Below are 24,460 nucleotides of genomic sequence, written 5' to 3'. Positions count from 1 at the left end.
ACGATTCGGGAAGACCTGACCAGGGGGAAAATCAATCATGGGCCGGCCGCGCAAGCCCCTCCTCGACCGCGAGCGGATCACCACGGTGGCGCTCGAACTCGTCGATGAGCGGGGCGAGTTCAGCGTCCCGCAGATCGCGAAGCGGCTCGGGGTGCAGACGGCGTCGGTGTACCACCATGTGGACGGCCGGGACGGGATCGTGGAGCTGCTGCGGGAGCGGGTCAGCGAGGCGATCGACGGCTCCACGCTGGAGAGGGGACCGTGGGACGCGGCGATGGCGGCCTGGGCGCGCTCCTACCGCGCGGCCTTCGCCGCCCACCCCCGGACCATCCCGATGCTGATGACCTCACCGGTGCGGGCGCCGATGGTGCTCGCCCAGTACGAGGCGGCGGTGACCCTGCTGCTCGCCGTCGGTTTCGACAACGCCGACGTCATGACGGTGATCGTCGCCCTGGAGAACCTGGTCCTGGGCTCCGCGCTCGACCTCGCGGCCCCGGACGCCATGTGGGAGCTCCCCGACGAGGTCACGACCCCGCGCCTGGCCGAGGCCCTCGCGGCGGTCGGCCCGGCCCGCGCGGACGCCGCGTTCGACCTGGCCCTGGAGGCGTTCCTGGTGCACTGCCGGGCGCTCCTCGCGCACACCGACAGCTGACCCCCGACCAGGCGGGACGCGCACCTACGCTCCGTAGAAGTGCTCCTCGACGACCGCGCGGGCCCGGCGCGTGATCCGCCGGTAGTCGTCGACCATCTCCCCGACATGGCCGGGGCCGTATCCCAAGTACCGTCCGACCGCCGCCAGTTCGCGCCCGTCCGAGGGGAAGGTGTCCCCGGGCCGGCCCCGTACCAGCATCACCGCGTTACGGACGCGGGTCGCGAGCAGCCAGGCCTCGTCCAGGATCTGGGCCTCGTCCGTGGGGAGGAGCCCGGCGGCGTGGGCGGCGGCCAGGGCCTCGCGGGTCCTGGTCGTGCGCAGCCCCGGCTCGGCCCAGCCGTGCCGCATCTGGAGCAGCTGGACGGTCCACTCGACGTCGCTCAGACCGCCCCGGCCGAGCTTGGCGTGGAGCGTCGGGTCGGCGCCGCGCGGGAGCCGCTCGGTCTCCATCCGGGCCTTCAGCCGCCGGATCTCGCGGACCGCCTCCTCGCCGAGGCCCTCGGCCGGATAGCGCAGCGGGTCGATCAGCTCGATGAACCGCCCCGCCAGCTCCGCGTCGCCCGCCATCGGCGCGGCCCGCAGCAGCGCCTGGCTCTCCCAGACCAGGGACCAGCGGCGGTAGTAGGCCTCGTACGACTTCAGCGTACGGACCATCGGGCCGCTCTTGCCCTCCGGGCGCAGGTCCGCGTCGATCAGCAACGGCGGGTCGGCGGTGGGGACTTGGAGGAGCCGGCGGATCTCGGAGACGACCCGGTTCGCCGCCTGGGCCGCCTCCTGCTCGTCGACGCCCTCGCGCGGTTCGTGCACGAACAGGACGTCGGCGTCGGAGCCGTAGCCGAGCTCCTGGCCGCCGAAGCGGCCCATCCCGATGACCGCGAACCGGGTCGGCAGGGTGTCGCCCCAGCCCTCCCGGACGGCGGCGCGCAGCGCGCCCGAGATCGTCGCCGCGTTCAGGTCGGTGAGCGCCCGGCCGACCCGGTCGACGAGCGCGCCCGGGTCGAGTTCCCGGGGGCTGTCCTCCGTACCGTACGAGCCGATGAGGTCGGCCGCCGAGGTACGGAACAGCTCACGGCGCCGTACGCCACGGGCCGCCGCGACCCCCTGCTCGGCGCCCTCGGCGCGGCCGACCGCCGCGAGGACCTCCTGCTCCAGATGGTCCCGGCCGCGCGGCTTCAGGCCCTCCGGGTCGCCGAGGATCGCGACCGCCTCCGGGGCGCGCAGCAGCAGGTCGGGGGCGAGCCGCCCGGCCGAGAGGACGCGGGCGAGGTTCTCCGCCGCCGCGCCCTCGTCCCGCAGCAGCCGCAGGTACCAGGGGGTCTTGCCGAGCGCGTCGGAGACCCGGCGGAAGCCGAGCAGTCCGGCGTCCGGGTCGGCGGAGTCGGCGAACCAGCCCAGCAGCACCGGCAGCAGCGTCCGCTGGATCGCGGCCTTGCGGCTGACGCCGGAGGCGAGCGCCTCCAGGTGGCGCAGGGCGGCGGCGGGATCGGCGTACCCGAGCGCTTCGAGCCGCTGCCCCGCGGCCTGCGGGCTGAGCCGGGTCTCGCCGGGGGTGAGCTGGGCGACGGCGTCGAGCAGCGGCCGGTAGAAGAGCTTCTCGTGCAGCCGGCGGACCACCGAGGCGTGCCGCTTCCACTCCTTGTTCAGCTCGACGACCGGGTCGGTGCGCAGGCCGAGGGAGCGGCCGAGGCGGCGCAGGTCGGACTCGTCCTCGGGGACGAGGTGGGTGCGGCGGAGCCGGTAGAGCTGGATGCGGTGCTCCATGGCGCGCAGGAAGCGGTACGCCTCGTCCAGCTGGGCGGCGTCGGCGCGGCCGACGTAGCCGCCGGCGGCGAGCGCCTTCAGGGCGTCCAGGGTGCTGCCGCTGTGCAGCGTCGCGTCGCCCCTGCCGTGGACCAACTGCAGGAGCTGGACGGCGAATTCGACGTCGCGCAGGCCGCCGGGGCCGAGCTTCAGCTCGCGCTCGACCTGGGCGGCCGGGATGTTGTCGACGACCCGGCGGCGCATCTTCTGCACGTCGGGGACGAAGTTCTCGCGCTCGGCCGCCTGCCAGACCAGCGGGGAGACGGCCTCGATGTACTCGGCGCCCAGCTCCGGGTCGCCCGCCACCGCCCGGGCCTTGAGCAGGGCCTGGAACTCCCAGGTCTTGGCCCAGCGCTGGTAGTAGGCGAGGTGGGAGGAGAGGGTGCGGACCAGGGGGCCGTTGCGGCCCTCGGGGCGGAGGTTGGCGTCGACGGGCCAGATGGTGCCCTCGACGGTCGTCTCCGAGCAGATCCGCATGAGGTGGGAGGCGAGCCGGGTCGCGGCCTGCATCGCCTTGCCCTCGTCGGCTCCCTCGACGGCCTCGCCCACGAAGATCACGTCGACGTCGGAGACGTAGTTCAGCTCGTGGCCGCCGCACTTGCCCATCGCGATGACGGCGAGCCGGCAGTGCGCCGCGTCGGCGGGGGCGGCGGTACGGGCGATGGCGAGGGCGGCGCGCAGCGTCGCGGTGGCGAGGTCGGCCAGCTCGGCGGCGGTCTGGGCGACCTCGGCGGAGCCGCAGACGTCCCGGGCGGCGATGGCGAGGAGGCAGCGGCGGTAGGCGACCCGCAGGGAGACCGGGTCGGTGGCCTCGGCGAGGCCGTGTTCGAACTCGGCGAGCCCGGGGTTCAGGTCGACGGCCTCGTAGGTGACGAGGGCCTGCCAGTCCCTGGGGTGCCGGGCCAGGTGGTCGGCGAGCGCCTCCGAGGCGCCGAGGACGCCGAGCAGCCGGTCCCGGAACGGCTTGGCGGAGAGCAGGGTGGCGATGAGCGTCTGGCGCTCCTCGTCGGGCTGGGCCTCGACGAGCCGGACCAGGCCGCGCAGGGCGAGGTCGGGGTCGGCGGTCGCGCCGAGCGCGTCGAGCAGGACGGGGTCGTCGCGCAGGGCGGCGAGCTCGGGGAGGTCGAGCAGCCGTTCGGCGCCGGACGGGTCGGTGAAGCCGTGCCGCAGCAGGCGGCTGAAGGTACTGCTCCTGCGCCCCGGCACCGCCGCCATTCCGCCGCTCCCTCCACGCCGTCGGGGCTCCTCCGAGCTCCGCGATCGAGCCTATCCGGAGGGCGGGGCCGGGTCGCCCTGGGGCGCGTGGATCACGCGGGCCTTCCAAGCCGGCCTTTTATCCACCCAAGTAGGACCTTTGTTTCGTAAGAGATCACACGTGATACCTCGCACATTCCTTCCCATTTACTGCCGATGAACCGTATTGCTTGTAAGTCCGTCTCCAGACGCAAGTACTGTTCGTCGCACCACACATCGCTCCCTCACGGCTTCATCACAACTCCACCACGGACCGCTCCACCACTCATCAGTCCGCTACCGGGTCACCCCACGTCTGAAAGCGCACACAACTCGATGCCTGGCCGCCGCCGCCTCCGTTCTGTCTCCGTGCTGACGACGACCGCAGTCGTCACCGGTTCCTTCGTGGGAATCCTCCAGCTGACCTCCGGCTCCGTCTTCGGAGCCGACACGGCCAACAGCCAGGCCGTGGCACCCGTACCGACGGCCGACGGGGCCGGCGGGGCCGACGCCCTCGGCGAGCGTGCCGACGGCGGCACGGGCTCCGGCCTCGGCACGGGCTCCGGCTCCGGCGCGGGCAACCCCTCGGGCCCCGGGGCCGAGGGCCGGTCGGGGAAGGCCGGCAAGCAGGCCACGTCCGCCGCACCCGCCGCGCGGACGGCCGTGGCGCCGGTCCGCACCCCCGACGTCGCCGTGGCGCAGATCGTGGCCCACCCGGACGACGACCTGTACTTCATGAACCCGGACGTCGTGCAGTCCATACGCTCCGGCAAGTCGCTGACCACGGTGTACCTGACGGCCGGCGAGGCGGACGGCGTCAACGGCCGTGGCACCACCACCCCGCCCACCCCGGACAAGGCCGGCTTCGCGGCGGCCCGGCAGAACGGCATACGTGCCGCGTACGCCGAGATGGCCACCGGCAGCCGTACGAGCCCGTGGGACCGCGTCTCCATACCCACCGTCGGCGGCGGCGCCGCCGAGCTGGACGTCCTGCGCGCCGCGCCCCACGTCAGCCTGGTCTGGATGCAGATACGCGAGGCGGGCGCGATCAACGCCGACCGGCCGAACAGCCTGAACGGCCTGTGGAACGGCCGGGTCCAGGTCCTCGCCTCCCAGCGCGCCACCGGCACCCCGGTCACCACGGACTTCACGTACAGCAAGGACCAGGTGATCGACGCGCTCACCGGGATCCTGGAGCGCATCCGGCCGACGTTCGTGCGGATGCAGGACCCGACGCCGGGCCGGAACCTGAAGACCGGGGCGCTCACCGACCACCAGGACCACCTCTACGGCGCCCGGTTCGCGCAGGCCGCCCTTGAGCGGTACGCCACCAGGGCCACCGACTCGGGCCGCCCGCACTTCGGCGTGCAGAACTACCTCGGCTACCCGACGAGCACGCTGCCCTACACCCTCGACCCCGAGTCGGCCGGGATCAAGCTGAGCACGCTCAAGACGTACGCCTGGACGGACGGGATCAACGACTGCGGCGACCCGGTCGGCTGCGGTGACCTCAAGGTGGCCCAGCGGCCGGCCGGATCCGGCTGGACGAAGACCGTCCGGTACGCCCGGGGCAGCTCCACCTCCTGGGTACAGCGCGGGCCGAACGGGGGCCTGTACGCGTTCTCGGTGCTCGACGGGCGCCTCGCGGTGTGGACGAAGTCCTCGGGCACGGCCGCCGAATGGCAGGGACCGGTGCTGCTCGCGGGCGCGGGCCTGGACAGCGGGGTGACGTCGGTACGGCTCCCGGACGGGCGGATCTCCGTCTTCGGCACGCGCACGACGATCGGCGCGACGGCGGGAACGTACCGCCGTGAGGTGGTGTCGACCGAGCAGTCGGCGCCGGGCGGCGCGTTCGGAGCGTGGCGTTCGCTCGGCACGCCCGAGCAGAACGACGCCCTGGGCATGTCGGACATCAGCGGTCCGGCGGCGGCGGTCGACGGGACGGGCCGGATCACGGTGGTCGTGCGCGACAGCGCCCACCGGCTGCAGACCCGCGAACAGCAGCCGAACGGCAGCTGGGGCGCGTGGCGCAGCCTCGCGGCGAGCACCCCGACGGCAGCGGGCAAGACGCCCCCGCCCGCGAAGACGACCACGGGCAGGACGACCTCCCCGGTGAAGGCGGCGGCGGGCGCCGCGGCCACGCCTGGCCAGGCGGCGGCGGGTGCGGCGGCCACGCCTGGCCGGGCGGCGGCGGACAGGACGGCCGCTCCGGCCAAGGGGGCCGCGGGCGCGTCGAGCACCCCCGCGAAGGGGGCGGCGGGCGCGGCGAACGCGGCGGCGGCCAAGAACACCCTGACCTACGGCGGCGCGGCCTCCGGCAGCGCCGCGAGCGGCGGGGGCACCCTGAACGGCACCGGGGTCAGCTCGCCCGTGTACAGCGACCCGGTGGCGACGACGGACGCGGCGGGCCGGATCCACGTGTTCGCGGGCACGGCGAAGACCGTCCTCACCTGGTCGCAGCCGCGCCCCGGCGCCCCGCTGAGCGGGCCCCGTACGACGGGCCTGCCGGCGACGACGCTGGCCCTGAACGCGAGCCCCTCGCCGACGGGCGACGGCGTACGGCTCTGGTTCCGCAAGCCGGCCTCGGGCGACGTCCGCACGGCCGACTTCCCGGGCACGGGCGGCCGCTTCGTCGGACCGGCCGTCGAGCTGGCGGGCGGGGTCCTGGGCCCCGGCCCGATCGGCGGCGGGACCGGCATGCTCGCGGTCCGCTCCCGTACGGGATTCCTGGCAACGGCTCCGGGTGCGTCCGGGAACGGCGGCACGGGGGCGCAGCCGCTGTGGACGCTGCAGAACTTCCTCTTCTCGGGCGCCCCGGGCGGGGTCGTGGACGGGGTGGCGGCGATGGGCCTGGACGGCAAGCTGCACTGGACGCCCGCGGTGCGATGAGTTCGGGCGGGGCGCAGGGTCATACGTACGTAGAGGCACGTATGGCCCCGCTCCCGAGAGGACCGAAGATGCCCGCGGACCCGACTCCGAATCCGACCCTTGACCCCCGCTACAGCGACCCGAAGGCCCGCCCCGCCGAGTGGGCGGCGGTCTCCGCCCGGCTGGCCGAGGCCGAGGTCTTCTGGCTGACCACGGTCCGCCCGGAAGGCCGCCCCCACGTGACTCCGCTGATCGCGGTCTGGTCGGCGGACGCGCTGCACTTCTGCACCGGCCCGGACGAGCGCAAGGCGCGCAATCTGGCGGCGAACGGCGAGGTCGTCCTGACCACCGGGACGCCGACGCTGGAGGAGGGCTTCGACCTCGTGGTGGAGGGCGAGGCCGTCCGGGTGACGGATGAGGAGCGGTTGCGGGGGCTGGCCGACGCGTACGTCGAGAAGTACGGCGCGGATTGGCGATTCGACGTGCGTGACGGGGCGTTCGTGGGCGACGGTGGGACCGCCCTGGTGTTCGCCGTCGCGCCACGCACGGTCTTCGGCTTCGCGAAGGGCGAGCAGTTCGGTCAGACCCGTTGGCGTTTCTGAGGAGACCTTCCATGAACTGGACGCTCGAAGTCGTCCTCGTCCCCGTGACCGACCTGGACCGGGCGAAGGAGTTCTACGGCGAGAGGTGCGGCTTCACGATCGACCTCGACACCGAGGTCGTGCCGGGCATCCGAATCATCCAGGCGACGCCGCCGGGCTCGCGCTGCTCGATCTCGATGGAGAGCGGCATGCCGCCGATGCCGGGCACGAAGCCGATGACCCCGGGCAGCCTGCAGGGCCTCCAGCTCTGTGTCACCGACATCGAGGCGGCCCGCGAGGAGCTGCTGGCCCGGGGCGTGGACGTCTCCCCGGTCCGCCGCGTGGGCGCGTCGGGCTGGGAGGAGGGCAAGGGCGAGACGTGGAACTCGTTCCTCACCTTCACGGACCCGGACGGCAACGGCTGGGTGGTCCAGGAGGCCCCGTCGGAGCTGTCGGAACGCTGAGGGGCGGCCGGAGACCTCACTCCCCCACACCGAACTCCACCCGGTAGTACCGCACCCGCTCGTCCTCACCCACGTACCGCATCCCGGCGCCCTCCATGACCCTCCCCCTAGGGCTTCGCCCTGGGGGGACCCCCAGCGACGCGACGTTCCCCAGATCGGCATCGCCCTTGGCCCCGGCGACCCCCTGCGCGCGGGCCAGGTCGAGCAGCGCGCGCAGGGCCTCGGTGGCGTACCCCCGCCCCCGCACACCGGGCACGAGCCCGTACCCCACGGTCACGAACCGCCCCTCGTCGGGCGCTCCGTGAAACCCGATCCCCCCGACGGTCACCCGATCTTCCCGGCGCCGTATCTCGTACGGCCCGAACACCCCGGGATCCCCGTGCTCGTCCCGCGCGTCCAGGAACCGCCGCGCCACGGCGACATCCACGTCGGAGGGATACCCCTCGGCCCACTGCCCCGGGAACTCGGGCACGAGGGCGACGATCCGCCCGCGGCATCGTCGACACCGAGCCGCCGCAACACCAGCCGCTCACTCACCAACTCGTCCATCCCGCCTGACTACCACCCGCCCGACCCACCTCACATCAGGTTTTCAGGCCGGACGGGTACGGGGCCGGGGGACGGAGCCGTCGGAATGACGCCGGGAGGCCGGTCGTGGCATGCCCCGCACGCCTCCGACTCCCCCGCGGGAATCGGTCGTACCGTGCGAACAACCCGTCCGGATACCGGACGGCGTCCCGCTACTCCCGCCACTCCGGCGTTCCCCTGGAGGTCTTGATGCCCAGTCCACCCCAGCCGTTCGGCACCGTCGTCAGCACCATCGGCGTCAATCTGCGGAAGTATCCGAGCACGGACTCCTCCGTCGTCGGCAACCTGAGCCACGGTGCCGAGATCGGTCTGCGCAGCAAGGTCCACGCCCAGACCATCGACGGCAACAGCATCTGGTACCTGCTGCGCGACCAGGCCGTATGGGTCGCCGCCCGGCACGTGGACAACACAGGAAACGTGCCGCTGTCCAAGGACGTCGAACCGGCCGCACCGCAGGGCTGACAACGAACGGACGGGGTCCGGCGGCCGCCTGCCGCCGGACCCGGTCCGCGCCCTGGCCAGGTCCCGACCCCGGTCCCTGCTACAGCACCGGCAGGTTCTTCCGCAGTTCGAAGGCCGTGACCTCGCTGCGGTACTCCTCCCACTCCTGCTTCTTGTTGCGCAGGAAGAAGTCGAAGACGTGCTCGCCGAGGGTTTCCGCCACCAGTTCGCTGCGTTCCATCAGGTGGATCGCCTCGCCCAGGTTCTGCGGGAGCGGTTCGATGCCCATCGCGCGGCGTTCCGCGTCCGAGAGGGCCCAGACGTCGTCGTCGGCGCCGGCCGGGAGTTCGTAGCCCTCCTCGATGCCCTTGAGGCCCGCCGCGAGGAGGACCGCGTAGGTGAGGTAGGGGTTCGCGCCCGAGTCGATCGAGCGGACCTCCACCCGCGACGAGCCCGTCTTGCCCGGCTTGTACATCGGGACGCGGATCAGGGCCGAGCGGTTGTTGTGGCCCCAGCAGATGTACGAGGGGGCCTCGCCGCCCGCGCCGGCCGCGCGGGAGGAGCCGCCCCAGATGCGCTTGTAGGAGTTGACCCACTGGTTGGTGACGGCCGAGATCTCCGCCGCGTGCTTCAGGAGGCCCGCGATGAAGGAACGTCCCACCTTGGAGAGCTGGTACTCCGAGCCCGACTCGTAGAACGCGTTCCGGTCGCCCTCGAAGAGCGAGAGGTGGGTGTGCATGCCCGAGCCCGGGTACTCCGAGAACGGCTTCGGCATGAACGTGGCCTGCACGCCCTGCTCCAGCGCCACCTGCTTCATCACCAGGCGGAACGTCATGATGTTGTCCGCCGTCGACAGCGCGTCCGCGTAGCGGAGGTCGATCTCCTGCTGGCCCGGCGCGCCCTCGTGGTGGGAGAACTCCACCGAGATGCCCATCGACTCCAGCATCGTGATGGCCTGGCGGCGGAAGTCCATGCCCACGTTCTGCGGGGTGTGGTCGAAGTAGCCGGAGTTGTCGGCCGGGGTCGGCTTCGAGCCGTCCAGCGGCTTGTCCTTCAGGAGGAAGAACTCGATCTCCGGGTGGGTGTAGAACGTGAAGCCCAGGTCCGAGGTCTTGGCCAGAATGCGCTTGAGGACGAACCGCGGGTCCGCGAAGGACGGCGAGCCGTCCGGCATCAGGATGTCGCAGAACATCCGGGCCGTACCCGGGGCCTCCGCGCGCCAGGGCAGGATCTGGAAGGTGCCCGGGTCCGGCTTCGCGATCATGTCGGATTCGTATACGCGGGCGAAGCCCTCGATGGCGGAGCCGTCGAAGCCGATGCCCTCGTCGAACGCCTGCTCAAGCTCGGCTGGCGCCACGGCCACCGACTTCAGGAAGCCGAGTACGTCGGTGAACCACAGCCGCACGAACCGGATGTCGCGCTCTTCGAGCGTCCGGAGCACGAATTCCTGCTGCTTGTCCATTTCCACACCCATCTTTGCTGGTCAGGCCGCCTGTTCCCACCGCCTCGGGCACATCGGAGGGCACCTGAGCATCCCACCACATGGTTTCGCGCACGTTGCACACCCATAGTGCCCGCTCGCGTGTGACTCAGGTAACGGAAGACAGGCCGGATCCGGGTGTCTGTTCGCTCTGCGGTTGCCCCCGAGTGTCCCCTCCCGGCCCTCCGGCCACTACGATCTCCGGCCATGGGGGGACCTCTGTCCGTACGCCGACCCCGGCGCGCGCGTCCCATGGCACTGGCGAGTGCCGTGGCGACGCTCCTCGCCGCGCTCTTCGTCTGTCTGGGGAGCGGAGACCAGGGCGAGTCCGCGCACCACGAGCGCACCGCCCACGCCGCCCAGGCCACCGGCGCCACACCCGTCGCCGACGAGTACGTCTGTCCCTATGACCGTGGCGGCTGCTCCCTCTTCCCCTCGCTCAGCCCGGCGGTGCTCACCGCGCCGCCGCTCGACCCCCCGCCGCACGCGGAGGGCCGGCTCCCGGGCCCCGTGGCGGCGTACGACACCGCTCGGGCACCCCGCTCGGCCGCGCAGCCGCGCGCGCCGGACCTGCACGTCCTTCAAGTACTGCGGACGTAGCCGGCGGGCCACCACCCCTTGCCCCGCCCACGGCTCACGCCCGACGCCTGACGCCACCCCACATCCCAGAAGGACGACCACCATGGCCGCCAACCGCTCCGCCAACGCCGACCGCCGCGCCCGAATAGAGGAGATGCGCCGCGCCGAGCAGGCCCGCGAGCGCCGCAACCGCTTCATCACCATCGGCGTCTCCGCCGTGGTCGTCCTGAGCCTCGTCGGCTTCGGCGGCTACGTGCTCAACCAGCAGTCCGAGAAGAAGGAGAAGCAGGAGGCCGCCGCCAAGGCTCCCATCAAGGACGAGAAGTCCTGGGACGCCAAGAAGCTCGGCCGCCAGCACGTGACCACCCCGGTCGCCTACGAGATGAAGCCGCCGGTCGGCGGTGACCACGACCAGGTCTGGCAGAACTGCGACGGCGACGTCTACACGACGAAGATCGCCGAGATGAACGCCGTGCACTCGCTGGAGCACGGCGCGGTCTGGGTCACGTACAGCAAGAAGGCCCCCGAGGCCGAGGTGAAGAAGCTGGCCGAGAAGGTCGGCAAGACCCCGTACACGCTGATGAGCCCGGTCGAGGATCAGGCCGGCGCGATCATGCTGAGCGCCTGGGGCAAGCAGGTGGCCGTGGACAGCGCGAGCGACCCGCGGATCGACGCCTTCTTCACCAAGTACGTGCAGGGCCCGCAGACCCCCGAGCCGGGCGCGGCCTGCACCGGTGGTGTCGGGGCCACCCAGTGAAGCTGACCCGTACGCACGGTGCCTCGATCGCCGCCGTCGTCCTGGCGCTGCTCTTCGCCGGGGGTGCCGTCACGGTCGCCTCCGCCGACCGGGAGGACGCGACCGCGGCCTCCCCCGCCTCGGTGTCGGCGGACGCGGGCTTCGCCCGTGACATGTCCGTCCACCACCAGCAGGCCGTCGAGATGTCGTTCATCGTCCGGGACCGGACCGAGGACGCGGACGTGCGCCGGCTGGCGTACGACATCGCCAACACCCAGGCCAACCAGCGCGGCATGATGTTGGGCTGGCTGGACATGTGGGGGCTGCCGAAGGTCGAGTCGGGCACCGAGCCGATGGCCTGGATGGGCATGGGCGGGCACGGTGACACCGGACCGCTCGACGGGGCGCTGATGCCCGGCATGGCGACCGACACCGAGCTCGACCGGCTGCGGAAGGCGAGCGGCGAGGAGGCGGAGATCCTCTACCTCCAGCTGATGATCGACCACCACAAGGGCGGTGTGCACATGGCCCAGGGCTGTGTGGACAAGTGCTCCGTGGAGGTGGAGAAGAACCTCGCGCAGGGCATGGTCGAGGCCCAGGAGTCCGAGATCGGGCTGATGACCCAGCTGCTGAAGGAGCGGGGCGCGAAGCCTCGCGGCTGAGCCCCGTCCCCCGGCCCCCGTGACCCCAGCGGTCGCGGGGGCCGTCGCGTACGCGGACAATGGTTGAGGCTCGGGGACGTACGACGACGTGACTACGGAGGTACGCACCCCATGACCACGGCGAAGGACATCATGCACCCCGGGGCCCAGTGGATTCCCCGGCACGAAACGCTCGACCGCGCGGCCCAGCTGATGCGCGACCTCAACGTGGGCGCCCTGCCGATCGCCGACGAGAACGAGCGGCTGTGCGGCATCATCACGGACCGCGACATCGTGGTCGGCTGTGTGGCCATGGGTCACGACCCGGCGAAGGTCACCTGTGGCGAGATGGCCAACGGCACCCCGCGCTGGATCGACGCCGGCTCGGACGTGGGCGCGGTCCTGGACGAGATGCAGAGTCATCAGATCCGCCGCCTCCCCGTCATCGAGAACAAGCGGCTCGTCGGCATGATCAGCGAGGCCGACCTGGCCCAGCATCTGACGGACGAGCAGATCAAGGCGTTCTGCGAGAGCGTCTACGCCGCTCCCTGAGGCCCGAGTCCCTGGACGGGGGTTCCTCCGGGGCGCAGTACCGCCCCGGCCACCGCGTCCGGGCGGTCCAGCATCATCAGGTGGCCCGACAGCTCGACCGCCTCGTAGCGGGCGTCGAGCCGTCGGGCCAGCGCGCGTTGGCGGCGGGCCCAGCGGGCGGAGCCGTCGGGGGCCGCGAGGACGGTGACGGGGACGCCGGGCGGCAGCGGCCGCTCCTCGCGCAGCGCGAGGAGTTCGGCGGCGACCGCGAGGTAGTGCGCGTTCTCCAGCAGCGTGCCGCGCAGCACGCGTGAGGTGCGGTAGCAGCGGCGTACGAGTTCGGTGGGCGCCGGGTCGCCGCCCGAGGCCCTGGAGAGCCGTACGGTGGCGCGGCGGACGGCCGGGCCGAGGGCGGCCGGGGCGCCGGTGGCCGACAGCAGGGTGCCGAGGCCGCGCGCGGCGGCGGTGCGCAGGGCGGGGGCGGCGGGCGTACGGGCATGCTCCTCGACGGAGGCGTCGACGAGGACGAGCCCGGCGGTGCGGGCCGGGTGCAGCCGGGCGAAGGCCTCCGCGTGGAACCCGGCGATGGAGTGCCCGACGACGGTGACCGGTCCCGCGGGCAGGGGCAGCGCGTCGAGGATGCCTGCGATGCGGTGGGCCTCGCCGGTGGCCGAGGGCGGGACGGCGGCGGGGGCGGAGAGGCCGTGGCCGGGGCGGTCGAAGCGGACGACCGTGCGGTGGGGGGCGAGCAGCGGGACGACCGGGTCCCAGTCGAACCAGCTCATCCCGAGGCCGACGCTGAGCACGCAGACAGGTCCGGTGCCCTCGACGACGACGTGGTGGGCCACTCCCCCGACCCGTACGAACACGCTCACGGCCGCTCCCTTCGCTGCCTGACCTGCGTGACCACGGAGACGGCGAGGAGGACGAGCCAGACCGCCACGAGCAGGACCTGGAGCCGCTGCCCGGCCCCGAGCGCCCAGGTGTCGCGGCCCGCCTCGAAGGCGGCGACGGAGGCGAGCGTCCAGACGGTGGCGGCCAGTTCGACGGCGACGAGGGCAGGACCGAACCGGGCCAGCGGCCGCCACACGCCGTGGCGGCGGGCGGCGTAGGTCAGCAGGAGCATGGCGGCGATGGCCGCCGCCATGGCGATGCTGGAGCTGACCGCGTGGGCCGTATGGGTGAACGGGACCAGTCCGGCGTCCTCCCGGGCGGCGCACGCCGGGTCGGCGGTGGGCGTGCAGCTGAGCGGCAGCCGCGAGTCGGCGGCGGTGCCGGCCCCGAACAGCGCGAGGGCGGCCCAGCCGGCGCGCACGAGCCTGCCGGGGCGGGCCCGTCGGCCGCTCCACAGCGCCGTCAGCGCCGCCGCTAGGACCAGGAGTCCGGCCGTGAGGTCGCTCGCGCGGAAGAGGTCGCCGTGCGGCTGGTCGGTGGCCATGAGCTCGGAGACGTACGACCGGACCGGGTCGAGCCCGGTCCGGACGACGGCTTCGAGGACCCACGCGCTGTAGGTGAGCGCGCCGAGGACGAGCAGGACGGCGGTGGCTCGCGCGGCACCGTCGGGCCGGGCCGAGGCGGGCCCGGACAAGGCGGGCCGGGGCAAGGACATAGTGGTACGGATGCTATGCGGGCACGGCGGTGTCCCGGTGGTCGGGGTGGACCCAACTGGGCTTGCGGTACTTCAGAAGCGCCGCCGGGATCACCAGGCTCAGGAACAGCAGCCCGCCACGACGGACGCCCTTACGGACACCGGTCGATCACAAAATCCCTGGCTCCTCCATAATCAGCTGGCCTAACGTCAGGCCTCTCCATCACAGAGATCCCCGGAGGACATCCCGCATGACCACGCCCAGCGAGAACCCCGAGAAGAACCCCTGGGGTCCTCCGTCCTCGACGCCGCCCGGCCCGCCTCCGGTCGGTGCGACACCTCCGGTCGGCGCGACGCTGCCGGGCATGCCCCCGTACGGCATGCCCCCGACCGGCATACCGGGGATGCCGCCCCCGTACCAGCAGCCCAAGAACGGGCTCGGGGTGACCGCCCTCGTCCTGGGCATCATCGGTCTGCTCTTCGGGGTCATTCCGTTCACGTTCTGGCTCGGCGCGATCCTGGGCATCATGGCCCTGATCTTCGGCATCATCGGCCACGGCAAGGCCCGTAAGGGCGAGGCCACGAACAAGGGCATGGCCCTCTCCGGGATCATCCTCGGCGCCGTCGCGATCGTCGCCTCGATCGCGTGGCTGCTCGTCGTGGTCGTCGCGGTGAACGACGTCAAGAACGACATCGACGAAGAGCTCGCCAAGCAGGACAAGGCCTCCTCGGCCCCCACCACGCCCGGCGCGACGACCGAGCCCGAGCCGGACCCCGAGCCGACCGAGACCGCCCCCGCGGCGCTGAAGTTCGGTCAGACCTTCACGTACGAGGACGGCATCAAGGTGACCGTCTCCAAGCCGCGCGCGTACCAGCCCGACCAGTTCGCCGCCGGACACACCAAGGGCAACAAGGCCTTCCAGGTGACCGTCACGATCGTCAACGGCAGCAAGGAGACCCTCGACGTCACCGGCGCCCTGGTGGACGCCAGCGACGCGGAGGGCGCGCAGGCCGACGCGATCTTCGACGGCAGCGACGCGACGACGATGTTCCGGGGCAACGTGCTCCCCGGCAAGCAGGCCAAGGGCGACTTCGCCTTCTCGCTCCCCGCCGCCGCGGCCGGCGAGATGCAGGTCGAGCTGAGCCCGACGATCCTCGAGCACGACGAGACGATCTGGATCGGCCCGACGAAGTAGGGGACCCGGCGAAGTAGTCACGTCGGCGTACGCGGGACATAGCGGTACGCAGGACATAGCGTCGGTCTGACGATTACACTGGGCGGGTGCCTCAACTACGCCTCGCTCTGAATCAGATCGACTCGACCGTCGGCGATCTCACCGCCAACACCGAGGCGGTCGTCCACTGGACCCGGCACTGCGCCGAGCAGGGCGCGCATCTGGCCGCGTTCCCCGAGATGGTCCTGACCGGCTACCCCGTCGAGGACCTCGCGCTGCGCTCGTCCTTCGTCGAGGCGTCCCGGGCCGCCCTGCGGGCGCTCGCCCGGCGCCTCGACGCCGAGGGTCTCGGGGAGCTGCCCGTGATCGTCGGCTACCTCGACCGTTCGGACCGCGCCGAGCCCCGGCTCGGCCGGCCCGCCGGTTCCCCGGAGAACGCGGCGGCCGTGCTGCACCGGGGCGAGGTGGTGCTCCGGTTCGCCAAGCACCACCTGCCCAACTACGGGGTCTTCGACGAGTTCCGCTACTTCGTCCAGGGCGACACCATGCCCGTGGTCCGGGTCCACGGCGTCGACGTGGCCCTCGCGATCTGCGAGGACCTGTGGCAGGACGGCGGCCGGGTGCCGGCCGCCCGCAGCGCCGGTGCCGGGCTGCTCGTCTCGATCAACGCCTCGCCGTACGAGCGGGAGAAGGACGACACGCGGCTCGAACTGGTCCGCAAGCGCGCCCAGGAGGCGGGCTGCACCACCGCGTACGTCGCGATGATCGGCGGCCAGGACGAGTTGGTCTTCGACGGCGACTCGATCGTGGTCGACGCGAGCGGCGAGGTCGTGGCGCGCGCCCCGCAGTTCTCCGAGGGCACGGTGATCGTGGACCTCGACCTGCCGGCCGCCGCGCCCGTGTCCGACGCACCGGCCGGCATCGTGGACGACGGGCTGCGGATCGAGCGGGTGGTCCTCTCCGAGGACCCGCTGCCCGCCTACGAGCCGGAGTTGACGGGCGGTTACGCGGACCGGCTCGACGACGACGAGGAGGTGTACTCGGCGCTGGTCGTGGGCCTGCGCGCGTACATCGCGAAGAACGGCTTCCGTTCGGTGCTCATCGGCCTGTCGGGCGGCATCGACTCGGCGCTCGTCGCCTCGATCGCCTGCGACGCGGTCGGCGCGCGGAACGTGTACGGCGTCTCGATGCCGTCGAAGTACTCCTCGGACCACTCGCGCGGCGACGCCGCCGACCTGGCCCGGCGCACCGGCCTCAACTTCCGTACGGTGTCGATCGAGCCGATGTTCGACGCCTACATGGGCGCGCTCGGCCTCACGGGCCTCGCTGAGGAGAACCTCCAGTCCCGGCTGCGCGGCACGATGCTGATGGCGATCTCCAACCAGGAGGGCCACCTCGTCCTCGCGCCGGGCAACAAGTCCGAGCTGGCGGTGGGGTATTCGACGCTGTACGGCGACTCGGTGGGCGCGTACGGGCCCATCAAGGACGTCTACAAGTCGACCGTGTTCCGGCTCGCGCGCTGGCGCAACCGGGCGGCCGAGGAGCGCGGCATGACCCCGCCGATCCCGGAGAGCTCGATCACCAAGCCCCCGAGCGCCGAACTGCGCCCGGACCAGGTCGACACGGACTCCCTGCCGGACTACGACGTCCTGGACGCGGTCCTGGCCCTGTACGTCGACCGCGACCAGGGCCGGGACGCCATCGTCGCGGCCGGCTTCGACGAGGAGCTGGTGACGCGGACGCTGCGGATGGTGGACACGGCGGAGTACAAGCGGCGCCAGTACCCGCCGGGCACCAAGATCTCGGCGAAGGGCTTCGGCAAGGACCGCCGCCTCCCGATCACGAACCGCTGGAGGGAGTCCCCGAGCCACTGACGGCGGGCTCGACGGTCGAGACCCCGGGGGCGCTTCCCGCGACGACGCGGGAGGCGCCCTCCGTCGTGCCCGTACCCGTACGCGTACGCGTACGGTCCAGCAGGCCCGCCACCGCCGCGATCGCCAGGCCGACCACCGCCAGGCCCGCGCCGACCAGGGTCGGGGAGGTCCAGCCCCAGCCGGTGGCGACGGCCGCGCCGCCCGCCCAGGCGCCGCCGGCGTTGGCCAGGTTGAAGGCGGAGTGGTTGGAGGCGGACGCCAGGGTCGGGGCGTCCTTGGCCTTGTTCATGACCAGCATCTGGAGCGGGGTCGTGGTCATGAAGCCGACGGCGCCGAGGACGACGACCGTCACCAGGGCCAGCCACGGCACGTGGATCGTGAACCGGAAGGCGACCAGGACGAGCGCCAGGGCGCCGAGGGAGCCGTACAGCGTCGGGCGCAGCGCCCGGTCGGTGAGCGGGCCCGCGGCGAGGGCGCCCGCCGTCATGCCGATGCCGAAGAGGGCGAGGAGGAGGGTGACGGAGGACTCCCCGAAGCCCATCACCTCGGTGGTCATCGAGGCGAGGTAGGAGTAGACGGCGAAGACGCCCGCGAAGCCGAAGACGGCGGTGAGCAGGCCGAGCAGCACCTGCGTCCGGCCGAGCGCGCGGACCTCGCGGCCCAGGCTCTGCCGCTCGTCGACGGGGACGTCCGGCACGAGCCGGGCGAGCGCGGCCATGGCCAGCAGGCCGATGACGGTGACCACGAGGAAGGTGGAGCGCCAGCCGAGGTGCTGGCCGAGCAGGGTCGCGGCCGGTACGCCGAGGATGTTGGCGACGGTGAGCCCGAGGAACATCGTGGCGACCGCCCGCGCCTGCCGTCCCTCCGCCACCAGGCGCGCGGCGACGACGGCCCCGACGCCGAAGAACGCGCCGTGCGGCAGCCCGGCGAGGACCCGGCCGGCGATCAGCCAGCCGAAGCCGGGCGCGAGCGCGGAGGCCAGGTTGCCGACGACGAACAGCGCCATCAGCAGGAGCAGCATCTTCTTGCGCGGTATGCGCGAGCCGAGGGCGGTGAGCAGCGGGGCGCCGACGACGACGCCGATCGCGTACGCGGAGACGAGGTGTCCCGCGGTCGGGACGGAGGTGCCGAGGTCGTCGGCGACGTTGGGCAGCAGGCCCATCATCACGAACTCGGTGGTGCCGATGCCGAAGGCGGAGACGGCGAGCGCGAGCAGCGCCAGGGGCATGGGGAGAGCCTTTCCAGACGAATAGTTCTTCGACTGAACAAATACTCTCAGGCGGAATGTTCCGCTCGGCCTCGGCCCGGTGAAGAGAAGGTTTCGGGTCGGAGCGCCCCTGATCGCGGAGCGCCCTGATCAGAGCTTGACGCGCGCCGCGATCGGCAGGTGGTCGCTCTTCGTCGCCGGGAGCGCCCACGAGGACACCGGCTCGACGCCCTTCACCAGGATCTGGTCGATCCGCGCCATCGGGAACGAGGCCGGCCAGCTGAAGCCGAAGCCGTCGCCCGAGGCGCCCTGGGTCGAGCGCATCTGCGCGGTCACGGCGTTGAGCGCGCGGTCGTTCATCGTGCCGTTGAGGTCGCCGAGCAGGACGATCCGCTCGCGCGGCTCGGCGGCGATCGCCTCGCCGAGCAGGTTCGCGCTGTTGTCGCGCTGGTTGGCGGTGAAGCCCGCGTCCATCCGGACCCGTACGGACGGGAGGTGGGCGACGTAGACCGCGACCTCGGCCTTGGGCGTGGAGACGGTGGCGCGCATCGCCCGGGTCCAGCCCATCCCGATGTCGACAGGGGCGGCGCCGTGCAGCGGGTACTTGCTCCACACCCCGACCGTGCCCTCCACCGAGTGGTACTTGTACGTCTCGGCCAGGCCCTTCTCGTAGACGGGGACCATGTCGCCCTTGAGCTCCTCCAGGGCCACCACGTCCGCGCCGGACCCGGCGATCTGCCGGGCCGTGCCCTCGGGGTCGGGGTTGTCGGCGTTCACGTTGTGGGTGGCGAAGGTGAGGTCGCCGCCCGCCTCCGACTTGTCGGTGATCAGGCCGCCGAAGACGTTCAGCCAGACCAGGGCCGGCAGGAGCAGGGCGATGAGCGCGGTCGCGGAGCGCCGCAGCACGGCGAGGACCAGCAGGACCGGCACGAGGACGCCCAGCCAGGGCAGGAAGGTCTCGGTGAGGCTGCCCAGGTTGCCGATCCGGTTGGGGATCTCGGCGTGGAAGACCATGAGCAGGGTGAGCAGCACCGCGCAGACGGCCAGGATGATGCCCCGGCGCCAGATGCCCCGGTCACCGCGCAGACGGTCGAGCGCCGCTCGGAACCGGGATCCGGAGCGCTCGTTCCGGGCGCCGCCGTTCTCGGTCTCCGCCATGTCCACCCGCGCCATCACTCAGTCCTCACTGCCTTGCCGTGGTGCTGCCTTGCCCCGTGACCCGACGTCGACACTAGGTGATGCCGGGCCCCGTCGTACTGCCACGTGGGACGACGGGGCGGCGCGGCGGGTTCCGGTGGTCTCCGTGCGTTGGGGTGGCTGTGACAGAACGCGCACATTCGTACGTACGTCCCGAAATTCTTCCGTGCCGGCGGTGTGAACAGCGCCACTTCGCCCCACTTCCCCCGTCCCCGCGCGAAGTGCCACCATGGATGTGGTCCGGGGACGCCGTCAGGGCGCCTCGAGATGACGAAGGAGCCGTTCACCATGACGCTTCAGGCTGCCCAGAAGCAGTCCCCCGACAGCAGCAAGGCGCTGTACGGAGGCAAGGGCACGCGACGTATCACCGTCCACGACATCGCCGCCGCCAAGGCCCGCGGTGAGAAGTGGCCCATGCTGACCGCCTACGACGCGATGACCGCGTCCGTCTTCGACGAGGCCGGGATCCCGGTCGTGCTCGTCGGCGACTCCATGGGCAACTGCCATCTCGGGTACGAGACCACCGTGCCCGTCACGATGGACGAGATGACCCTTCTGTCCGCCGCTGTCGTACGGGGCACCAAGCGCGCCCTCGTCGTCGGCGACCTCCCCTTCGGCTCGTACCAGGAAGGGCCGGTCCAGGCCCTGCGCAACGCGACCCGGCTCGTCAAGGACGCGGGCGTCGGAGCGATCAAGCTGGAGGGCGGCGAGCGTTCGCTGCCGCAGACCGAGCTGCTGGTCCAGGCCGGCATCCCGGTCATGTCCCACCTGGGCCTGACCCCGCAGTCCGTGAACACCATGGGCTACCGCGTGCAGGGCCGCAGCGACGAGGCCGCGCACCGGCTGCTCAGCGACGCCAAGGCGGCGCAGGACGCGGGCGCCTTCGCCGTCGTCCTGGAGCTCGTCCCGGCCGAGCTGGCCGCCGAGGTCACCCGCTCCCTGCACATCCCGACCATCGGCATCGGCGCGGGACCCGACACCGACGCCCAGGTCCTCGTCTGGACCGACATGGCCGGTCTCACCGGCGGCAAGGTGCCGCGCTTCACCAAGCAGTACGCGAACCTCCGCGCGACCCTCGGCGACGCCGCCAAGGCCTTCGCGGAGGACGTCACCGGCGGGGCGTTCCCCGCCGAGGAGCACAGCTTCCACTAGCCACCGTGGCACGGACCGCAGCCCGCCGACTCCCCCATCGGCGGGCTGCCGGTCGTCCGTCTCCGACATCCCGTCGACGGGATGTGGGCCGCCTGTCGGTCGTCTGTCGGTGCGTTGTCGGTGGTGCCTGATGTAGTGGGGCCCATGACGCGATCCACACACAACGCCGTCGAGGTACGAGGCCTCGTGAAGCACTACGGCGAGACGAAGGCCCTCGACGGGGTCGACCTCGACGTCCGGGAGGGCACGGTCCTCGGCGTGCTCGGCCCGAACGGCGCCGGCAAGACCACCCTCGTCCGCTGCCTGTCCACCCTGATCGTCCCGGACTCCGGGACCGCCACGGTCGCCGGGTTCGACGTGGTGAAGCAGCCCCGCCAGCTCCGCCGCACCATAGGCCTGACCGGCCAGTACGCCTCGGTCGACGAGAAGCTGTCCGGCTGGGAGAACCTGTACATGATCGGGCGGCTGCTCGACCTCTCCCGCGCGGACGCCCGCCGCCGCGCCGACGAGCTCCTGGAGCGGTTCTCGCTCACCGAGGCCGCCAAGCGGCCCGCCCTGCAGTACTCCGGCGGTATGCGCCGCCGGCTCGACCTCGCGGCGTCGATGATCGGCCGCCCGGCCGTCCTGTACTTGGACGAGCCCACCACCGGCCTCGACCCGCGCACCCGCAACGAGGTCTGGGACGAGGTGCACAGCATGGTCGCCGACGGCGTGACCGTGCTGCTCACCACCCAGTACATGGAGGAGGCCGAGCAGCTCGCGAGCGAGCTGACGGTCATCGACCGGGGCAAGGTCATCGCCAACGGCAAGGTCGACGAGCTGAAGGCCCGGGTCGGCGGCCGCACCCTGAAGGTCCGTCCCGTGGACCCGGCGGAGCTGCCCGCCATGTCCGCCGCGCTGCGCGAGTCCGGTCTCGACGGCATCGCCGGCTCGACGATCGTCCCCGACGAGGGCGCGCTGTACGTGCCGATCCTCAGCGACGAGCAGCTGACCGCCGTCGTGGGCCTGTTCGGCGCGCGCGGCTTCGGCATCGCGCACATCGGCACCCACCTGCCCAGCCTGGACGAGGTGTTCCTGGCCATCACGGGCGAGAAGTCGTCCGCTTCCGAAACGATTCCCCAGGAGGTCGCCGCGTGAGCACGACCACGAGCACCGTCACCAAGCCTCCCGTCGACGCCCCTTCCCCGGTGAAGCGGACGCCCGTCGACGAGGGCCGGATCGGCCTGCGGGCCAATCTCCGCCACATCGGCGCCCTGGTGCGGCGCAACGCGCTGCAGATCAAGCAGGACCCGGAGTCGATGTTCGACGCGGTCCTGATGCCGATCATCTTCATCCTGCTGTTCGTGTACGTCTTCGGCGGCGCGATCTCCGGCAAGGGCAACAACGACGCGTACGTGAACTACGTGACCCCCGGCCTGATGGCGATGATGGGCATGAACATCGCCATGGCCGTCGGAGTGGGCGTCAACGACGACTTCAAGAAGGGGGTGATGGACCGGTTCCGGACGATGCCGATCGCCCGGTCCTCCGTCCTCATAGCGAAGATCGTCGTCGAGATCGGCCGCATGCTGATCGCCACCGCGATCCTGCTCGGCACGGGCTTCCTGCTCGGGCTTGAGATCAAGACCTCGGTCCTGCACCTGTTCGGTGCCATCGGTCTGTCGATGGTGTTCGGCGCCTCGCTGATGTGGATCTTCATCCTGCTCGGCCTGACGATGAAGACCGCCCAGGCCGTCCAGGGCATGGCGATGCTCGTCCTGATGCCGCTCCAGTTCGGCTCCTCGATCTTCGCCCCGACCTCGTCGATGCCCGGCTGGCTGGAGACCTTCACGGACTACAACCCGCTGTCGAACCTCGCCGACGCCGCCCGCGCCATGATCAACGGCACGCCCGTGGGCGACTCGGTGTGGATGACGCTCGGCTGGGCCGTGGTGATCACGGCCGTCACGGCGCCGCTCGCGGTGGCCAAGTTCCGCAAGAAGACCTGATCCGTACGGGGTTCGGGTAGACGGGGTTCAGGACTCGACGCGCCCCTGGATCGCGTCGGCGCGTTCGAGCAGGGCGGCGGCCTCCTCCAAGGAGAGGCCGTCGCCTTCGGCGTAGGCGGCCTCGAAGGCCTCGTCGCCGAGGACGGAGCGGGCCAGTTTCGTGGCCCGCTCCAGGTTGTCGCGCTCGGGCGGCGAGAGCAGATGCCCCTTCGGGAGCAGGCCCTCGTGCGCCCCGAGGAGCCGGGCGCCGAGCGTCGCGCCGGGGCCGCCGAGCCCGGCCAGGGCCCAGGCGGCGGTGATCAGGTGGATGGCGGGCATCTGGGGGGCGACGATCATCGACAGGGTGCCCATGGCGCGTTCGAGAGCCTGCCGGGCGTGGGTGAGGCCGGAGGCGTACCGGCCGTCGAGGTTGTCCAGCCAGCCGAGGCCGCCGAGAGTGAATCCGCCGAAGATCGACAGCGTCTCGGAGCTGAAGTCGTCCAGGAGCGCGGTCAGGTGTTCGCGGGCCTCGGCGGTGCGGCCGGTGCGGCCGAGGAGCATGGCCAGGAACAGCCGGGCGGCGAGCGTCGGTTCGTGTCCGCGGTTCTCGACGGCCCCCACGACCTCGCGCAGGATCTCCTCCGCCTCCTCGGCGCGACCGGTCAGCGAGAGCATGTCGGCGTACCGGGCGCGCAGCAGCGCCATCTGGGACTGGGCGCCGATCCGCTCGGCGTAGCCGATGGCGGCGACGAAGTCCTCGGCCGCGCCCTCGAAGCGGAGCTGCCGCTCGCGGGCCTCTCCGCGCGCGGAGAGGGCCTCGGCCGCTCCCCAGGAGTCGCCGAGCCGGACGAAGATCTCCAGGCTCTCGTCGGCGTCGTCGGCCGCGGCACCGGCCCAGTCCACCCGGTTGGCCAGCATGTTGGCGCGGAGCGTGAGCGCGTTGGCGAGCTCCCACTCGTAGCGGAAGCGGCGGCAGGCGTCGACGGTGGCGTCCAGCAGCTCACGCATTCTGCCCGCCTCGCCGATGATGATGACGGCGAAGACGGCGAAGGAGCCGGGCAGTCGGCAGGTCTGCGGGAGTCCGGGACGGTAGACGGCGGTGATCCGCTTGAGCCGTGCGATCCCGTCGGGCGTGGTCCAGTCGCCCGTCATGTGGTCCATGTTGAGGAGCCCGATCAGCCGCACCCCGCGCCGGGCCTCCCACAGCTGCTCCTCGCTCAGCGGCGGGGGCGTGGCCGTGCAGGGCTCGTGGAGCGGGACGACGGGGGATGCGGGCGGCTCGAAGGGGTCGGGGCCGAGGGCGGCGGCGGCCTCGGACCAGTGCAGGGCGTCGGCACGCAGGTCGCGCATCTGCCAGTACCAGAGGAGGCAGTGGACGAGCAGGAGCGCCTCCTGCTCGTCCCGGACGGCGACGGCGCGGCGCAGGGCGGTGCGCAGGTTCTCGTACTCGGTCCGGAACCAGGCCATCGCCCGGACCTGGCCGCCGCCGCGGAGCGCGGGGTCGGCGAGGCGGGCGAGCTCGCGGTAGTGGACCAGGTGCCGGCGCTCGGCCTCGGCCCGGTCCCCGGCCTCGTCCAGCCGCTCACCCGCGTACTCCGCGACGGTCTCCAGGAGCCGGTAGCGCATGCCGCCGTCGTCACCGGGGGCCGCGACGACGAGCGACTTGTCGACAAGGGAACCCAGCACATCGAGAGTGTCCGCCCCGG

Annotated in this window: 21 protein-coding genes and 1 pseudogene; 14 read left to right on the top strand and 8 right to left on the bottom strand. The window is 72.1% G+C overall.

Annotated features, from left to right (window positions below; genetic code table 11):
* The first annotated feature begins 37 nt into the window (after positions 1–37).
* Entirely contained in the window at positions 38–652 is a 615-nt protein-coding gene (locus ACFWRO_RS30085) for a TetR/AcrR family transcriptional regulator (protein ID WP_384515558.1), read from the top strand.
* A gap of 24 nt (positions 653–676) precedes the next feature.
* Here the strand turns inward: ACFWRO_RS30085 and ACFWRO_RS30080 are convergent, their stop codons facing one another.
* Entirely contained in the window at positions 677–3,667 is a 2,991-nt protein-coding gene (locus tag ACFWRO_RS30080; RefSeq protein ID WP_384515555.1) for a bifunctional [glutamine synthetase] adenylyltransferase/[glutamine synthetase]-adenylyl-L-tyrosine phosphorylase, read from the bottom strand.
* Positions 3,668–4,054: 387 nt separating this feature from the next.
* On the opposite strand from ACFWRO_RS30080, the gene ACFWRO_RS30075 reads away from it, so the two are divergent.
* The 3 genes from ACFWRO_RS30075 (at position 4,055) to ACFWRO_RS30065 (ending at position 7,598) form a co-directional block, all read left to right on the top strand.
* A complete protein-coding gene (locus ACFWRO_RS30075; RefSeq protein ID WP_384515552.1) occupies positions 4,055–6,574 on the top strand; it encodes a PIG-L family deacetylase in 2,520 nt (839 codons plus the stop codon).
* A gap of 68 nt (positions 6,575–6,642) precedes the next feature.
* Positions 6,643–7,155, top strand: a complete 513-nt coding sequence (locus ACFWRO_RS30070) for a pyridoxamine 5'-phosphate oxidase family protein (protein ID WP_384515550.1) — start codon at positions 6,643–6,645, stop codon at positions 7,153–7,155.
* 11 nt (positions 7,156–7,166) lie between these two features.
* Positions 7,167–7,598 (top strand): VOC family protein, encoded by a 432-nt coding sequence (locus ACFWRO_RS30065; RefSeq protein ID WP_384515547.1) that lies wholly within the window; start codon positions 7,167–7,169, stop codon positions 7,596–7,598.
* Positions 7,599–7,614: 16 nt separating this feature from the next.
* Here ACFWRO_RS30065 and ACFWRO_RS30060 read toward each other — a convergent pair whose 3' ends face one another.
* The gene (locus ACFWRO_RS30060) at positions 7,615–8,070 is read right to left on the bottom strand and encodes a GNAT family N-acetyltransferase (RefSeq protein ID WP_384515545.1); all 456 of its coding nucleotides are present in this window, start codon (positions 8,068–8,070) and stop codon (positions 7,615–7,617) included.
* Positions 8,071–8,375: 305 nt separating this feature from the next.
* On the opposite strand from ACFWRO_RS30060, the gene ACFWRO_RS30055 reads away from it, so the two are divergent.
* A complete protein-coding gene (locus ACFWRO_RS30055) occupies positions 8,376–8,648 on the top strand; it encodes an SH3 domain-containing protein (RefSeq protein ID WP_384515543.1) in 273 nt (90 codons plus the stop codon).
* A 79-nt stretch (positions 8,649–8,727) separates the two neighbouring features.
* On the opposite strand, the gene ACFWRO_RS30050 is transcribed toward ACFWRO_RS30055, so the two are convergent.
* Positions 8,728–10,089 (bottom strand): glutamine synthetase family protein, encoded by a 1,362-nt coding sequence (locus ACFWRO_RS30050; RefSeq protein WP_384515540.1) that lies wholly within the window; start codon positions 10,087–10,089, stop codon positions 8,728–8,730.
* Positions 10,090–10,359: 270 nt separating this feature from the next.
* On the opposite strand from ACFWRO_RS30050, the gene ACFWRO_RS30045 reads away from it, so the two are divergent.
* The 4 genes from ACFWRO_RS30045 to ACFWRO_RS30030 all read left to right on the top strand — a co-directional run bounded on the left by ACFWRO_RS30045 (position 10,360) and on the right by ACFWRO_RS30030 (position 12,615).
* The gene (locus ACFWRO_RS30045) at positions 10,360–10,707 is read left to right on the top strand and encodes a hypothetical protein (protein ID WP_384515538.1); all 348 of its coding nucleotides are present in this window, start codon (positions 10,360–10,362) and stop codon (positions 10,705–10,707) included.
* Between the two features lie 82 nt (positions 10,708–10,789).
* Positions 10,790–11,443 carry a DUF3105 domain-containing protein gene (locus tag ACFWRO_RS30040; RefSeq protein WP_384515535.1) on the top strand — a complete coding sequence of 218 codons (654 nt, stop codon included), beginning with the start codon at positions 10,790–10,792 and terminating at the stop codon, positions 11,441–11,443.
* Positions 11,444–11,445: 2 nt separating this feature from the next.
* Positions 11,446–12,084, top strand: coding sequence for a DUF305 domain-containing protein (locus tag ACFWRO_RS30035; protein ID WP_384515639.1), 639 nt, complete (start codon positions 11,446–11,448; stop codon positions 12,082–12,084).
* Between the two features lie 111 nt (positions 12,085–12,195).
* Complete coding sequence (locus ACFWRO_RS30030; RefSeq protein ID WP_384515533.1) at positions 12,196–12,615, top strand: CBS domain-containing protein; 420 nt, start codon at positions 12,196–12,198, stop codon at positions 12,613–12,615.
* Here ACFWRO_RS30030 and ACFWRO_RS30025 read toward each other — a convergent pair.
* Positions 12,600–13,469, bottom strand: a complete 870-nt coding sequence (locus ACFWRO_RS30025) for an alpha/beta fold hydrolase (protein ID WP_384515530.1) — start codon at positions 13,467–13,469, stop codon at positions 12,600–12,602. The two genes, ACFWRO_RS30030 and ACFWRO_RS30025, sit on opposite strands and share 16 nt — an antisense overlap.
* Positions 13,466–14,203, bottom strand: a complete 738-nt coding sequence (locus tag ACFWRO_RS30020) for a DUF998 domain-containing protein (RefSeq protein ID WP_384515528.1) — start codon at positions 14,201–14,203, stop codon at positions 13,466–13,468. Before ACFWRO_RS30020 ends, ACFWRO_RS30025 begins: the two co-directional genes overlap by 4 nt.
* Before the next feature lie 230 nt (positions 14,204–14,433).
* Between ACFWRO_RS30020 and ACFWRO_RS30015 the strand changes: the two genes are divergently transcribed.
* Positions 14,434–15,378, top strand: coding sequence for a DUF4190 domain-containing protein (locus tag ACFWRO_RS30015; protein WP_384515525.1), 945 nt, complete (start codon positions 14,434–14,436; stop codon positions 15,376–15,378).
* Between the two features lie 86 nt (positions 15,379–15,464).
* Positions 15,465–17,231: an NAD+ synthase gene (locus ACFWRO_RS30010; RefSeq protein WP_384515522.1), complete on the top strand. Its 1,767-nt coding sequence runs from the start codon at positions 15,465–15,467 to the stop codon at positions 17,229–17,231.
* On the opposite strand, the gene ACFWRO_RS30005 is transcribed toward ACFWRO_RS30010, so the two are convergent.
* The gene (locus ACFWRO_RS30005; protein ID WP_384515519.1) at positions 17,197–18,459 is read right to left on the bottom strand and encodes an MFS transporter; all 1,263 of its coding nucleotides are present in this window, start codon (positions 18,457–18,459) and stop codon (positions 17,197–17,199) included. The genes ACFWRO_RS30010 and ACFWRO_RS30005 overlap by 35 nt on opposite strands.
* Before the next feature lie 129 nt (positions 18,460–18,588).
* Positions 18,589–19,611: an endonuclease/exonuclease/phosphatase family protein gene (locus ACFWRO_RS30000; RefSeq protein ID WP_384515517.1), complete on the bottom strand. Its 1,023-nt coding sequence runs from the start codon at positions 19,609–19,611 to the stop codon at positions 18,589–18,591.
* A 312-nt stretch (positions 19,612–19,923) separates the two neighbouring features.
* On the opposite strand from ACFWRO_RS30000, the gene panB reads away from it, so the two are divergent.
* The 3 genes from panB (at position 19,924) to ACFWRO_RS29985 (ending at position 22,775) form a co-directional block, all read left to right on the top strand.
* The gene (gene panB / locus ACFWRO_RS29995; protein WP_384515514.1) at positions 19,924–20,787 is read left to right on the top strand and encodes a 3-methyl-2-oxobutanoate hydroxymethyltransferase; all 864 of its coding nucleotides are present in this window, start codon (positions 19,924–19,926) and stop codon (positions 20,785–20,787) included.
* Positions 20,788–20,931: 144 nt separating this feature from the next.
* Positions 20,932–21,924 carry an ATP-binding cassette domain-containing protein gene (locus ACFWRO_RS29990; RefSeq protein ID WP_384515512.1) on the top strand — a complete coding sequence of 331 codons (993 nt, stop codon included), beginning with the start codon at positions 20,932–20,934 and terminating at the stop codon, positions 21,922–21,924.
* The gene (locus ACFWRO_RS29985; protein WP_384515509.1) at positions 21,921–22,775 is read left to right on the top strand and encodes an ABC transporter permease; all 855 of its coding nucleotides are present in this window, start codon (positions 21,921–21,923) and stop codon (positions 22,773–22,775) included. The genes ACFWRO_RS29990 and ACFWRO_RS29985 overlap by 4 nt, the downstream gene beginning before the upstream one ends.
* Positions 22,776–22,802: 27 nt before the next feature.
* Here the strand turns inward: ACFWRO_RS29985 and ACFWRO_RS29980 are convergent.
* A pseudogene (locus tag ACFWRO_RS29980) lies at positions 22,803–24,460 on the bottom strand (AfsR family transcriptional regulator); the annotation flags it as partial.

It is taken from the genome of Streptomyces sp. NPDC058579, assembly GCF_042718575.1.
In the GTDB taxonomy this organism is placed as follows: Bacteria; Actinomycetota; Actinomycetes; order Streptomycetales; family Streptomycetaceae; genus Streptomyces.
This window is presented reverse-complemented; position numbering and strand designations above follow the sequence as displayed.